Below are 13,217 nucleotides of genomic sequence, written 5' to 3' on the forward strand. Positions count from 1 at the left end.
TAACCGCTACACTTGCATATTTAAAAGCTGTTTGTAGCTTTCGATTACATTATCACGAATGACCGCAGCAGTTTTCATTTCTGACTCTGCTTTTTTCATTTGAATGAGTACGTCGCTTGCGTTTCCTTCTCCTGTTGTTAAAAGGTTTGAAACGGAATTTTGCGCGTTTGATTGTGTATCACTCATACTATCCAGCATTTGCGTGAAGGTATTTCCGGCACCTGCCGCATTGTCTGTTTTCGCGGTTTCACCAAGCGTTACTTTGGGCAAGACGCTTGCTGCATTAATACTTTCAATTGCCATTTCTTAAACCACTCCTTTATACTCTGCCGATTTCTAAATCTTTTTCCATCATTTTTTCGTTCGCTTGTAAGGCTGAAGTGTTTGCCGCGTACATTTTTTGTCCTACCATCAAATTGGTCATTTCCGCTGTCATATCCACATTTGCGTAGTTGACGTAACCTGCTTCATTGGCATTTGGATGGGTTGGATCATAGACACGCTTGACGCTTCCGGTGTCGCTTGAGATTTCGCTTACTTTGACGCCTTTTGTTCCTGTTAGAGCTGTTTCGAATGGCGTAATTTCGGATAGTACGACGCGTTTTCTGAGGAAAGGTGTTTCGCCAGGCGCGGCGCTTGAATCAGCATTTGCAATATTATTGGAGCTCACTTCCATCCATTGTTTCGCAGCATTTAACGCGGAGCCGCTTGTGTTTATTCCTTCAAACATGGTTGTTCACCTTACTTTCCACGGGCTGCTGTGTTGATGGATGAGTTATAGTTGAGTGCACTGATAGCGAGCGCGTACATTTGATTATTTTTAGTTAAGCTGATCATTTCAGAAGTGACGTTGACATTGTTGCCGTCTTCGTTGATGGAGCCACTTTTGGTAGTGATTTTCGCGTTTGTTTCGTCCGTATTTGTTCCGGCTAAATGTTTCGTGTTTGTTTTCGTTAAGTTTCCGGTAGACTCGGTGCTACTTTGGCCGGATGCTCGCAAGCTCGCGCCGAATGATTCCTCGAAACTCGCTTCACTTGCTTTAAAATTCGGCGTATTGGCATTCGCGATATTACTCGAAACTACTTGGTTGGCCGTTTGGAGATAATTCAAGTAATTGCCAATATGCGTGGTATAATTTTCCACTTGTCATTTCCTTCTTTCTTTTAGAAAAATTTCGCATAATTCATGTTGGCAGCATTGCGACTTTTATTTTCAGAAAAGGCATTTTCAGTGAATTCTAATTGTTTTTCGGTGAAAAGAATACCTTTATTAATCACTTCTCTTGTTTCTTTTAAAATCGCTTCTTTTGTCTCTTTCGGCAAATGTTCGGTGCTTTTTAGTAGTTCATTTAGTTTTGCTTGGTATTCTTCGAGGCTAACGTTTAATTGTCCCGTCGAGTGAAACAGTGCTTTTAGTTCAGCCAAATGTGTCTTTGCTTGATTCATGTTTCATCACTCCCTCGTAGCCTTCTTTGAGCTGCGTGATGACATGAATGATCGTATCAATATTTACTGGTTGTTTGAGTAATTGCATTTGACGGATTTGTTCGGAAATCCATTCGTATAAGCCAAAAATATTATCGTAAAGTTCTTGCCCGGCTTCTGGATTTAATTGTAATTTTAGTTCTTCAAAGATTTTTTCCATTTTATCGAGGATTAGGTCTGCTTCGGAAAAATGTAGTTGTGCAAGTGCTTTGTCTAATTTTTTAAATTCAATAATACAGCGTTCGTATATATAAATGGTGTTTTTAATGGGGTTGCTCGTATTTAATTCATTTTGGGTGTATCGTTTCCAAGCTTGCATTTTTTTCACCTACCATTTTTATTTATTAGAACTGTTCATGCCGTCGATGAGTGCATCTAGTGTCATGGCGTCGCTTTGCATCGCTTGCATCATTTCGAGCCATTTGTTGTATTGATCGGTAATATTCGTTAGTAATGTATTATTTCGGCTAGTTATGTCGGTCAGCTTTAAGTTTAATTTATTGATTTCATTCGTCATCGAGGTCGTTTCATCACTGATAAAGCCAGTCGAGCCAAATGTTTTGTTCAAAGATTGATATAGTTCGTCGCCGATTCCACCAATGCCAAAGAAAAATCTTTCTACGGCGGTTGGGTCTTCGGCTACCATTTTTTTCATTGCCGTTTCATCGACTTTTAACACGCCTTCTTTATCGACGCTTATGCCAAAATCGAATAATGTATTTCCGTCTTTTTTATGTTGGAATACGTTGTTTAGGGCGCGATTTGCTTCCAGGTCGGCAGCAGATGCTTGTAAAATGGTTCCTTTTCCCGTGTAGGTTTTCATTGTGCTTGTTAGCGCGTTGTATGTATTTACAAAACTAGTAATCATGCTGGCTGCTTTTTCATCACTTTGATCTTGGATGGTTAGTTTTTCAGCGCCAGTTGTTTCTTTTTTGAGATTGATGGTCACACCTGGGATGTAGTTAGTTACTTTGTTGGTGGCGCTTGTAACGGTCGCGCCATTGATGCGGAGTTTAGCATCTTCTGCGGCTAAATGGTCGGGTGAATTTTGGACTAAACCAAGTGCATCGAGAACAGCCGAGTCACCTTCAAATTTAATACTATTTTCGACACCAGTGGTTGCAGCAGTTACGACCATATTTTCGCCTAGCGTATAAATATTTACTTTTGCGCCGGCGCTATTAATCGAATTCATCACATTTTTCATCGAGCTGTCTGCATCGATTTTGATTTCCTTGCCGTTGATTTTGATAGTACCACTAACGCCGATTTTCGCCTCGATATCGGGTACAGCTTTGTTGTAAGTATCTGCAGTTGCGAGGTTTTGCACTTCGATGGAATAGCTACCATTGACGGAGCTACTAGTCGAGGATACGGTAAAACTTGTTTCATTCGAAGAGGTCGCGAGTTTCGTCTTACTTTCGTAGGTAGTGAAAGAGCTCATCGTTTTCAGCGAATCAGATAACGCGTTTTTCAAGCTAGCATACAGGTCAATACGTGATTGATAGCTGGAAATTTGGTTTTGATATGGCGTTTTTGCCTTTTCTAAACTGGCTTTTTGAAGACTGATAAATTGCGAATAATATTGCGTTGGGTCCATTAAACTGCTTGCAATCGAACTTCCCACTTGGTTTCACCTCACATATAATTTAGGATGCTTAATTTTTGTACCATCACACTGGATTGTAGTGCGGCTTGGTACGCGATCGATGTTTTATTTAAATTACTTACGGCTTCTGGCATATTGACTTCTTCGACATTAGATTTTCGCTCTGCAAAGTCGGTTATTTTGCTAGAAAGTACGTTATCGTAGGCGGAAACACCATTTTTTTGTCCACCGATATTGGTCATGGAATTCGTGATAATTTCGATGTTTTGGCTATTGGTTTCTTGCAGGGCAGACAAAGCGTCCTTATCGCCGCTTTTCATTGCGTCGACGATTTTTTGAATGTTATTAAAAACGTCTGTTAGCGCGCTGCCATCGTGGAAAACTTCTACTTCTAACGTATCTGTTACACGGAAATTTTTATTTTCAGTTGTACCGTTATAGATGATTTCACCGGTCGTTTTATCTGTTGTAAATGGCTTCACGCTTGTACTTGAGCCACTAAAAACGTATCTGCCATCGTCTTCTGCGTTAGCAACAGAAACAAGGACATCCAGCAAGCCTTTAATTTCTTCAGCTGACTGTGACATATTGTTTTTATCGCTCGTTCCATTGATTGCTTGAAGCACCAAGGCGTTTACTCGGTTCATCGATGTCGACATGGACGAAAGAGAAGTTTCCGCCGTATTAAGCAACGATTTCGCTTCGGTTACGTCTGTTTTTTCTCGATTCAGCTGACTAAGCACATGATTATAGGATAAAATTTGCGCTGTAGCACCAGGGTTCTCGCTCATGGATTCATACTTTTTCCCAGAAGATACTTGAAGTTGGTATTTAGCTAGGTTTCCCGAGACATTGTTCAACTGGTTAATTATTGAACTTGCTTGTTGATTGGTTGAAATTCGCATCATTTTCCTCCTTATAACATTGCTAAAAGTGCTTTCATCATATCGTTCACCGTGTTCATCGCTTTCGTATTGGCGACATAGTAACTTTGATATTGCATAATATTCGTCATTTCTTCATCGATTTTGACGCCTTCTAGCGATGATTTCGACTCAGAAAGAGAATTTAATGCTTGCGTATCAGCTGTCGAAGTTGCACTACTTTTACTCGCATCAGTCGCTACTTCGGTAATAATTCCGTCCATAAAACTCGGGAAAGTTGTGCCTTGAATGTTTTTATCTGTTTTTAATGAAGCGATGTCCGCGGCGATAACACCTAGAAATGGCTTATTATCAGCATTGCTTGTAATCGCAGGATTCAGAATCCATTTGCCAGAGCTTTGGGTGAAAATTGGAATCGAAAAATCACTCACATCGGTGACATATGTACTCGTACCAAGCGTATCGATGGAATGATCCACCCCGCCGATTGTCAGCGTATCCCCTGAACGTGTCACGCCGGGAAATTTTTCCAATTGACGTAAAAGTTCATCGCGATTGCTGAGTAGTTTTTCGTCATTAGGATTGGCTTGGAGTGCGTCATTGATTTTTTGCAAATCGTCCATTGTTTTATTAACGTTTTTAACTTGGATATCGTCGAGTGCTTTTGCTAGGCCATTTGAAAAAGTTTCGATTTTTTCTTGGTAAGATTTAATTTCGTTTTGGTTAACACGAACAGAAGCAATAATCGAACCTTCTGGCATGTTGAGTTTTTGACCGTCCACGGAGAATTCGAAGCCCGTCGCCGTTCGCGTTGAAGTGATTTCGGTTGTTTCGTCGCCTTGGACAACGAGACGCCCGCCGATTGTCACATCGTATACATCAGGGTTATTTGGGTGCGCGCTAACGGAAATCCCCGCATAGCCAGACATCGTACTAAGTAGTTGATCACGTTGATTCAGCAAATCGTTCGGCGGGTTAGAGCCGGCATTTCCAATAGCTTTATTGATGCTGCCTAGTTTTTTAATTAATGAATTCAAGTCTTGAATTGCCGCGTCTGTATCTGCTGCAATCGTCGTTTCTAGTTCTTTTAAGCCTGAATGAAGTTGATTTAACTGGTCGGTAAAAATCGACATACTCGATAAAAGTGCCGTTGTGTTCGTTGCTTGATCGGGATTTTTTGCTAAAGCAGCCCAAGCGGTGAAAAAGTTATCCAGATTATCACTTGGCGTATTTTTCCCCGGTGTACCAAATAAATTAAGTGCTTGATTCAGTGCCCCACTTTGGTATAACGAAGCAGATTGTTTGGCGATTTGATTATTATATTGTGTCGTTAGAGCCGTATTGGTCAGCCGTTTAATATCCGTTACTTTGACCCCGTAACCCGTTTGTTTCCCGCCAAGAAGGCCTCCGTCACCGTAAACAGCTGTCTGATCCACGGCTTGCCTAATGTACCCCGGCGTATTCATATTACTAATATTTTGCTGAGCGACCATATTAGCGATTTGCGCCGCTGACATGCCCGATAATGACGTATTAAAATCACTTAAACGCACAAAAAATCCCTCCGTTTACTTAAAAAGTCTCGTTAATCATCATATTATTTTCTGCTTGTGTTTCCGCGTGATGTCCGGTAATAACATCCACCATATGTTCCGAAAAAGCTAATTGCATTTCTGTCCTCACTTGATTTTCTGCAACACTTACTCGTAAAAGGTTTTCTTTTTCAAGTAGCATTTTTTTGCGATCATCAATCAAAGCATTTTCTGCCGCTGTCCATGATTTTTGAAGATTCCGAAGCGTGTTCTTTTCACCAATGATTGTTTTTAGCGCTTGGTATTCTTTTTGTAAAGCGGCAAGTTCGCGTTGCAGTCCTAATTGGCGTTCTTCTGCTTCTATCCAATTTTCAGCTTGCAATAATTCACCTAATAAATTTGCTTCAACGGTTGCTTTGACATTTTTTTCGATTAAGCTTTCTAATTGCTTGATTAATTCGTTTTGCATTCCCATCACCTACAATACGACATCGAGAATCATGCCAGTAATCTCACCAATACGGTTTAGCATATCTAAATGTCCAGTTTTTGTGTCGATTAAATTCATTACATCATCTAATTCATTCGTTTGTTTTTCTACTTGTTTTAAAATCGTCATTTTTTGTGAAAAACCGTATTTTGGATGGCGGCTTTCGATATTATCGTAATCCATTACATTATTTACATAAAAATTCAAAAATGTCTGGACTGCTTTTTTATAACTTAAAACGTTGTCTACCGTCATATCCATTTCAACGAGTGACTTTTTATCAGTTACATTCGTAATTAGTTCATTAATTTCAGTCAGGGAAGGAGTTTGTTTCTTGCCATTCGCCTTCATTTGTTCAAAATAAAGTTGTTGTGTTTGATTTAATTCTTGTATTCCCCTAACTACATTCGTCTGTTTGGACTGCGAAATTTGGCCAATTGAAACATTATTCATCCTTTTTCCCCCGAAAAACTCATTTTCGCTTTCTAAACCTTATTTTTCTATTTAATTATACTGAAACAACCTGAAAAAGTATATATTTTTTCAAAAAATATATTTTTTAAAATAAAATAATTAATAATAAAATAATAAATATAGCAACTATCATGAAAAATATTGGTTGTTTGGAGACACTGCGGAAATCTTTTACTAATAAATCAAAAAATGACATTTCTTGTTGTGCGAGTAGCATCATTTTCGTCATATCGCTTGCAAACTCTGCATCGACACTGCCTAAAATCCGTTCCGCATCTGTAAAGCCTGCTTCGATTTCCATTTTTTGAAACAGTTGTGCTAATCGTGTGAGTTGGCCTTGCATCCGGTCTAAAATAACTGCGATTCCACCTTGCGTCATTTGTCCATCCGCCAATCGTTGCAGTTCTTGGAAAAGTTCAGTTAATGGTTTCGTCGCTTGTTGGTGAAAAATTTTGATATTGCCATTCGGAAATGCGCCAATTTGCGGTAATAGTTGGTTCATCAGTTTTAAGTATTCGCTGCCTAATTTCCAAATATTGATGTTTTCTGCTTGCAATTCATATGGTAATAAGTGGCGCGATTGGAACATATTGCCAAATTCGCGTAATACTTTAATCATCCAGTTGGTTTCTTGTTTAGCGTCGACAATGGGGTCCAGTCTGGTCGCGTGTTCGATATGTCCTTGGAATTCACGCATCATTTGGATACCTGTTTCCATGTTACCCGAAGCAATTTGCATCATCCGCAAGAAATCATATTTACCAGTTGTTTCAAACGTCAAAGTTGGCAACATTTTTAATAGAAAGGATATTTCATTCATGATTTTTTGATTGGCTAAAAACAGTTTTTGATTGGCTGGATTTTCGGAAAAGTATGCTTCAAAATTATGCTGTTTCATTAAAATGGTGCTTAATTGGCTGCTGATTTCGTTTCTGACTGTTTGCCATTTAGTGGAGTCAGTTGGATTTTTTATGCCCGCGCGCATGACATAAAAGATTAAGTCATTCGCTTTTTTAGCGTTGTTCATCATTAATTTCATATATAATTCTAGGCTCGCTGTACTTGTTCCATTTAATTGCAAGCTGCTTAGTTCTTTAAAAGAAAAGGATACTGGCGGCGTTTTTGGTACAGCGACTTCTGTATTCATTTGCGCTTTAACTGTGCCTTCTTTTGCAGTTGGATTTTGTTTAATTAGTTCCCGTTCTAGTTGATTACGATTTTCTGCGGATTCTTGAATGCCATCTATTTTCATTCCGTCCACCTCACTTCTGCTTTTATTTCATTGCTCTATTACCCGAAAAAATAATAACGCCGATAATCATAAGCGCTGGAATCCAAAACGGGATACCGCTTGATTTGTTTTTAGTTGAGGTTTCTTTCTTTGCCTGCTTTTTCGGTGCATTTTCGTGTGATTCAACAGCTGGTTTAGGGGCTGGTGTTGTCAGTATTGGCTCGTTTTCGTTTGGTATTACTTGCGGCGGCGCGATTGTTTCTTTGTCTGGTGGTAGAATGATTGGTTTGATTTCTTGATCCAGTTGTTTGGAATAAACCTCATCGTCCCAGTCCGTCCAGTACAATGTAATTTTGCCGGTTGTTGTGATTTCTGCGCTTGTAAAGCTATTATCCGTGCGCTTAACCGGGAATTTTTGACCATTTACTTCGATGTATAATCCAGAAATTACCGCAAAATCCGGATTAATTATTCCTGTTAAAAGACTGTTATTTACTAGCTGAATATTGCTAAAAGGTTCGCCAGTGGCACGAACAAGTATAGCTTGTGTTGTTCCTTGAATATGGATAATTTCACCGACTAGTTCTTTCGGTAAAGTAAGACTTCCCTTCCATTCAGTCGCTGTTTTTTGCCAATTTAACGGGATTGTCTTGCCGCTTTCTGTTTCGAGTTCGGGAAATTCGGTGGTGTATTTGTCGAGAGTTAGCTCTATTTGCTTCCCAATTTGGCCGATTTTCCGTGGCTTATTCGTAATATCGCTTCCGTCATAACTTAAAACTGGCGCGATTGGCTGATAAATTTGGACAGTCTTTTCTAAGTCCAGCGTGGTTTCATTGCCCGCAAAATCAACTAATTTCAGTTGGAAAGTGAGTTTTTCACCCGGTTGATATTTTTCTAAAGGAAGTTCCCCATCAAATTTCCCTGTCCAGTTATTTTGCGTGAGTTTGACTTCCGCTTCATTAGAATCACTATGGATGAGCAAAGTGGCAGTTTTCACGCCTGATTCCGCATCGACCAAATCCGCTGACACACGTAGCACACTCGCCAGCAAAACATCATCTTCATGCGTAAACTCAATCGCTTTTAAACTAGGCGCCGTTTCATCCTTTGCAAGATCTCCAAGTTGTTTCACTTCGAATAAATCATCTACACTAGCAATCGGTTTCGAAATATCCGCTTGATATAATTCCGCCCGGTAGATCCCGTCCAAATCCCAGTCCGTTACCGTATATGATTCGCCGTCCAGCACTCTTCTCTGCCCCTGCTCATTTACTAAGACAATTTTTAAGTCTGCGGCGTTTTTGATTTCAAACGAAACCACTTCCCCAGACGTAAAAATCCGCTGTTCCTTTTCAAGCGAGATTGTAGCGAGTTCCGGTTCTGCTGCGAAAACTTGAACCGAAAAAAACATCCAAAATAAAATTGTCACTAGTCCAAGTTTCCGCACATTTTTCACCTTACTAACTCAGTCATTTGTATGCCAAAATGATCATCCACGCGAACTAAAATCCCTTTACCAATCGTCACGCCATTCAGCGCTAAGACAAGCGGTTCGTTCATGCTTTCTTTCAGGATAATCACGTCTTTTTCACACCATGAGATAAATTTTTCTAGTTTTACTTTCGCCGTACCGAATACAACTTCCAGCGTTACCGGAATATCTTCTAAAATTTGTTCCATTTCGGAAAGTGTTTCTTTCTCTTCCACCACGATTGGTTGCACTGGTTCGGCTGGTTTTTCAGGCTCGATTATTTCTGCAGGTGGCGTTGCTTTTTCCGCGACTTCTTTCGCTTGAATCGCGAGCATTAATTGCGCCATTTCTTTAGCGGCTGCTGGATTAAAAATTTGGTACATTGGCGTTTTTAGTAAGCCGTCTACTTCGAGTGGGAAGATAACTTCGACCGTTTTTCCTTCCTCGATGTTTTTTTGAATCATCGTATCGCCAAAATTGCAGAATTCCATCGTTGGCGGGCTAATGTCAATTTTTGTTCCGAGCATTTCTGACATCGCTGTTGCTGAAAAGCCCATCATTTGGTTCATTAATTCTTGCACGGCGCTAACTTCAAGTTCGGTCAACTCTGCATCTTCTTGAACAATGCCATCCCCCATCATCATCAAATCCGCCATGATTAACGCGGCATTTTTGCTAATGATAAAGGTGTTGCTTGAGCGTAGTCCTTCGACAAATTCCACGCTCGTTACAAGGCAAGGTCGTTCATTAAACTCGAATTCTTTGCTATCAATCACACGTGCTGTCGGGATTTGCAGCGATACTTTACGATTAAGTAATTTCGATAAAACCGTTGAAGCCGAACCAATCCCGATATTACACACTTCTAAAAACACATCTAATTCTTCGGCGGTTAAACTGATTTCTTCTTTGACAGGATCTGATTCTGGAATTGCATCGCCAAGCAACCTTTTCGCAAGTTCGCGCCCTTTATCAATGGGAATAAGTTGCATTAAATTGGATGTGATTAAGTCGCCGATAATTAAATCAAAGCCTACTTTTATCATGGTTTGGTCGTTTGTGTCTTCTAATTGTTCTTTTAGCGCAATTACTTTAATGTCTGGTGTCGTAATATCAATCATTTCGCCAAACATATTGCTCATCGCGGTGGCGGAATGGCCCATCATTTGGTTCATTGCTTCTTGCACGGCGCTAAGATGAAGTTCCGAAAGTTCTTCGTTTGGATCAATGTTGCCATCGCCCATCATCATTAAGTCCGCGATAGCCGCAGCCACTTCTGATTGCAGAACAAATAAATTCCGCATTTCGATTCCTTTATGAAAATTCACTTCTAACACGACATGTGGAATATCAATGTCTTTCGTATTATATAAATCAACAATCTCTACTTTTGGCGTTGAAATTGTGACTTGTTGGTGTAGTAAATCAGATAAGACCGTAGAAGCTGAGCCAAACGAAATATTGGCGATTTCTCCTATCACATCTAGTTCCATTTGCGTGATATTTTTCTCTAGTAATTGCTCCACTTCTACCTCTCCTGCTCTGTCCGCCCTGTATGACGCATAAATTTAACGGCTTTTTGGTTACCACTTTTTCCCATATAACATTCAAATTTCCATTTTTCGGTGACATAGCCTTTGAGTGTATCGCGTATGTGTGTTTCTGTTAGAAGGACGTCGCCTACTTCAAGTTTGTTGAGCTCTTTCCACGTTGTTTTAATTTCACCCACACGAATGCGCGCTTCTTTTTCGACTTGATGCAATTCTTGCTCGACTTCTGCATCAAAGTTCCGCCGTTTATCAAATGTATATTCGACGACGTTTTCTAGTTTATTCATAATCTCTTCCACCGAGAAAAATGGCACGCCGATGCGCATTGTACTAATCCAGAACTCCGATTTAATATCGACACTGACAAGCGCCATCATGTCATTTGGTGATGTGACGCGCAGAAGTGCTGGGTTGGTTTCGATATTAACGATTTCTGGTGAGATTGGATGCACCGATTTAAAGCTATCTTTAAGTGCTTCACAAAATTTTTCTAAAATAGATTTCAACGTCAACTCTTCAAAAACGGATAAAAGTCTACGCTCGCTTAATTTTCGTTTTGGATTCCCGCCGGATAAACATTCATGGATATAAATGATATAAGCTAAATCGAGTTCAATAATAATTTGGCCTAGCTCCGGGTTGCCAAGGTCGATAATGCAGAAAATATAGCTATCATTCGGCATTGTTTCGATATAACCGCTCGCAAAAGAAACTTGATCCGCCAAAGTTGCCTCGGTATGAATCGGAATCCGGATACGCTGGGAAACAAACTCCATACTTTTTTTCGTAAAGGCGGATGCAATCGTTTTTAAACTTTCGAGGTGTTCTGCACCAAATTTCTCTGGTTTATGAAAGTCATAGGGATGAAAGCGCCCAAAGTCGCCAATTTCCGTACTTTCATCGACTACCTTACCTTCACTCATTTGGGAAAGCAGGGCGTCAATTTGTTCTTGACTTAATTTATCGCTCATTTTTTGTCACTCCCTAGCTCTCATGAAGAACTTCCCTCTCCTAATTTGGTTATTTTGACAAACATCTTGCCGTCTTTTGTCAAAATTTCGCCGTAACCGATGCATTTGCCGGAAATAGTGATTTTGACCACATTAGCTGTGGAATCTTCTAACCGAAAAACGGTCCCTTTTTTTACATCTAGCAAACTACCGACTGGCTGTTTCGTGCGTCCTAGCTCGAAGTCGATTCTGAGTGGAATATTATGATTAATTTTCATTTAGCTAAACTCCCTACTGAATCAAGTTCACAATTTGTTTCATCACGTCATCCGCAACACGAATAACTTTTGTATTTCCTTGGAAGCCACTTTGATACGTCATTAAGTTAACGAATTCGCGCGATAAATCTACGTTGGAACCTTCTAATGAAGAGCCACTAATTCCGCCAGCACCATTTTGGCCAGCGACGCCGTAGACTGCATCTCCAGAAGATAATCCTGGAAGATATTCGCCATTTCCCATTTTAACTAAGCCGTCTTCATTGGAGAAAGTAGCGACCGCTAGTTGGGCAACCGGGATAACCGTACCGTCTGAGTAGCTCACTGCGATGTAGCCAGCATCAGTTACTGCGTAGTCTTTTACTGTTGCAGCGCCTTTTCCGTCAGAAGTTGGTGAGAATACTTGGTTCGTTCCGTAGTTTGTTAAGCCACTTAGGTTTAAGCCCATGTTGACTTGTTTGCCGTTAACAGTAGAATTAATTTGGATATTTTTCAGTGCGTCAGGGTTTGTTAGCTCGCCTTGCGCATTGTAATTTAGCGTTCCTGTCACTGGAGGCGTTAATGCTTTTCCGTCCATTTGAATTTCATATTCGTAGGAAACATTGCCGCTCGCGTCTGGTGTAGCAGCTTTCATATTGACTTGAAGTTTATGTTTTCCGCCAGCATTATCATATACAGAAAGCTCGGAAGAAATCATATCTTTTTCGCTCCAATCAAGTGGTATGTTACCGCTTAAGCTACCATTTTTTGTTGCTTCCCCTGGAATTGCGCTATTTAGAGGGATTTGGATTGGTTGTAAATTACCGTTTAAAACGTTACCATTTTTGTCTGTTGCATAACCCATTACATATTTCCCTTGTTGGGTTGTTAAATAATTGTTATCAGATACTGCAAAACTGCCGTCACGCGTGTAAACGATATTCCCGCCTGCGTTGTCACCAGCGATGAAAAAGCCGCGACCTTGTAGTGCTGCGTCTTTGTTTCTGCCAGTTGATGTCGGCGAGCCAGCTGTATAATCGGTTAAAATCGCACCAATTTTCGAACCGGAACCGAAGCTCATTGGGTTTGTTCCAGCGTATAGTCCGCCTGCAACAGATCCCATTGTGTTTTGGTAAAGTAAATCATTGAAAACGACGCTTTGTTTTTTATATCCCGTCGTGTTGGCATTGGCAATATTATTTGACGTCACGGATAATGCTTGTTGGAACGCATTCATCCCAGAAATAGCTGTATACATAGTTTGATTCATAATTCACACTCCCAA

At 40.2% G+C, this 13,217-nt stretch carries 16 protein-coding genes; all 16 read right to left on the minus strand.

Going from position 1 to position 13,217, the window contains the following annotated elements:
• Positions 1–6: 6 nt before the first annotated feature.
• The 16 genes from fliE to flgE all read right to left on the minus strand — a co-directional run bounded on the left by fliE (position 7) and on the right by flgE (position 13,202).
• A complete protein-coding gene (fliE, locus tag HCJ55_RS05095; protein ID WP_008947133.1) occupies positions 7–303 on the minus strand; it encodes a flagellar hook-basal body complex protein FliE in 297 nt (98 codons plus the stop codon).
• A 16-nt stretch (positions 304–319) separates the two neighbouring features.
• Positions 320–730, minus strand: a complete 411-nt coding sequence (gene flgC, locus HCJ55_RS05100; RefSeq protein WP_008947132.1) for a flagellar basal body rod protein FlgC — start codon at positions 728–730, stop codon at positions 320–322.
• 11 nt (positions 731–741) lie between these two features.
• Positions 742–1,143, minus strand: a complete 402-nt coding sequence (flgB, locus tag HCJ55_RS05105; RefSeq protein ID WP_008947131.1) for a flagellar basal body rod protein FlgB — start codon at positions 1,141–1,143, stop codon at positions 742–744.
• A 20-nt stretch (positions 1,144–1,163) separates the two neighbouring features.
• The gene (locus HCJ55_RS05110) at positions 1,164–1,445 is read right to left on the minus strand and encodes a hypothetical protein (RefSeq protein WP_185517311.1); all 282 of its coding nucleotides are present in this window, start codon (positions 1,443–1,445) and stop codon (positions 1,164–1,166) included.
• Positions 1,417–1,803 carry a flagellar export chaperone FliS gene (locus HCJ55_RS05115; RefSeq protein ID WP_009924584.1) on the minus strand — a complete coding sequence of 129 codons (387 nt, stop codon included), beginning with the start codon at positions 1,801–1,803 and terminating at the stop codon, positions 1,417–1,419. The genes HCJ55_RS05110 and HCJ55_RS05115 overlap by 29 nt, the downstream gene beginning before the upstream one ends.
• A gap of 18 nt (positions 1,804–1,821) precedes the next feature.
• Positions 1,822–3,111 (minus strand): flagellar hook-associated protein 2, encoded by a 1,290-nt coding sequence (locus tag HCJ55_RS05120; RefSeq protein ID WP_185396311.1) that lies wholly within the window; start codon positions 3,109–3,111, stop codon positions 1,822–1,824.
• An 11-nt stretch (positions 3,112–3,122) separates the two neighbouring features.
• On the minus strand, positions 3,123–3,998 hold the full coding sequence (locus HCJ55_RS05125; RefSeq protein WP_185502380.1) for a flagellar hook-associated protein 3: 876 nt from the start codon (positions 3,996–3,998) through the stop codon (positions 3,123–3,125).
• A gap of 11 nt (positions 3,999–4,009) precedes the next feature.
• On the minus strand, positions 4,010–5,530 hold the full coding sequence (flgK, locus tag HCJ55_RS05130) for a flagellar hook-associated protein FlgK (RefSeq protein ID WP_185517313.1): 1,521 nt from the start codon (positions 5,528–5,530) through the stop codon (positions 4,010–4,012).
• Positions 5,531–5,549: 19 nt separating this feature from the next.
• A complete protein-coding gene (locus tag HCJ55_RS05135; protein ID WP_185517315.1) occupies positions 5,550–5,978 on the minus strand; it encodes a Myocilin in 429 nt (142 codons plus the stop codon).
• A 9-nt stretch (positions 5,979–5,987) separates the two neighbouring features.
• Positions 5,988–6,452 carry a YaaR family protein gene (locus HCJ55_RS05140; RefSeq protein WP_003721824.1) on the minus strand — a complete coding sequence of 155 codons (465 nt, stop codon included), beginning with the start codon at positions 6,450–6,452 and terminating at the stop codon, positions 5,988–5,990.
• A 106-nt stretch (positions 6,453–6,558) separates the two neighbouring features.
• Positions 6,559–7,725, minus strand: a complete 1,167-nt coding sequence (locus HCJ55_RS05145) for a hypothetical protein (protein ID WP_185517317.1) — start codon at positions 7,723–7,725, stop codon at positions 6,559–6,561.
• A 22-nt stretch (positions 7,726–7,747) separates the two neighbouring features.
• A complete protein-coding gene (locus HCJ55_RS05150) occupies positions 7,748–9,151 on the minus strand; it encodes a hypothetical protein (RefSeq protein WP_185517370.1) in 1,404 nt (467 codons plus the stop codon).
• Between the two features lie 5 nt (positions 9,152–9,156).
• The gene (locus HCJ55_RS05155; protein WP_185517319.1) at positions 9,157–10,701 is read right to left on the minus strand and encodes a flagellar motor switch protein; all 1,545 of its coding nucleotides are present in this window, start codon (positions 10,699–10,701) and stop codon (positions 9,157–9,159) included.
• Positions 10,702–10,703: 2 nt separating this feature from the next.
• Entirely contained in the window at positions 10,704–11,696 is a 993-nt protein-coding gene (gene fliM / locus HCJ55_RS05160) for a flagellar motor switch protein FliM (protein WP_003721820.1), read from the minus strand.
• Positions 11,697–11,716: 20 nt separating this feature from the next.
• Positions 11,717–11,953, minus strand: coding sequence for a flagellar motor switch protein FliN (locus HCJ55_RS05165; protein WP_008947119.1), 237 nt, complete (start codon positions 11,951–11,953; stop codon positions 11,717–11,719).
• 13 nt (positions 11,954–11,966) lie between these two features.
• Positions 11,967–13,202, minus strand: a complete 1,236-nt coding sequence (gene flgE, locus HCJ55_RS05170) for a flagellar hook protein FlgE (protein WP_185517321.1) — start codon at positions 13,200–13,202, stop codon at positions 11,967–11,969.
• Positions 13,203–13,217 lie beyond the last annotated feature (15 nt).

Origin of the sequence: Listeria marthii (assembly GCF_014227425.1) — a bacterium.
Lineage (GTDB): Bacteria > Bacillota > Bacilli > Lactobacillales > Listeriaceae > Listeria > Listeria marthii.

Coding starts and splice junctions, on each gene's coding strand:
- fliE (WP_008947133.1), bottom strand. CDS start 303: ATGGCAATTGAAAGTATTAATGCAGCAAGCGTCTTGCCCAAAGTAACG.
- flgC (WP_008947132.1), bottom strand. CDS start 730: ATGTTTGAAGGAATAAACACAAGCGGCTCCGCGTTAAATGCTGCGAAA.
- HCJ55_RS05110 (WP_185517311.1), bottom strand. CDS start 1,445: ATGAATCAAGCAAAGACACATTTGGCTGAACTAAAAGCACTGTTTCAC.
- HCJ55_RS05115 (WP_009924584.1), bottom strand. CDS start 1,803: ATGCAAGCTTGGAAACGATACACCCAAAATGAATTAAATACGAGCAAC.
- HCJ55_RS05125 (WP_185502380.1), bottom strand. CDS start 3,998: ATGCGAATTTCAACCAATCAACAAGCAAGTTCAATAATTAACCAGTTG.
- HCJ55_RS05135 (WP_185517315.1), bottom strand. CDS start 5,978: ATGCAAAACGAATTAATCAAGCAATTAGAAAGCTTAATCGAAAAAAAT.
- HCJ55_RS05140 (WP_003721824.1), bottom strand. CDS start 6,452: ATGAATAATGTTTCAATTGGCCAAATTTCGCAGTCCAAACAGACGAAT.
- HCJ55_RS05145 (WP_185517317.1), bottom strand. CDS start 7,725: ATGAAAATAGATGGCATTCAAGAATCCGCAGAAAATCGTAATCAACTA.
- fliM (WP_003721820.1), bottom strand. CDS start 11,696: ATGAGCGATAAATTAAGTCAAGAACAAATTGACGCCCTGCTTTCCCAA.
- HCJ55_RS05165 (WP_008947119.1), bottom strand. CDS start 11,953: ATGAAAATTAATCATAATATTCCACTCAGAATCGACTTCGAGCTAGGA.
- flgE (WP_185517321.1), bottom strand. CDS start 13,202: ATGAATCAAACTATGTATACAGCTATTTCTGGGATGAATGCGTTCCAA.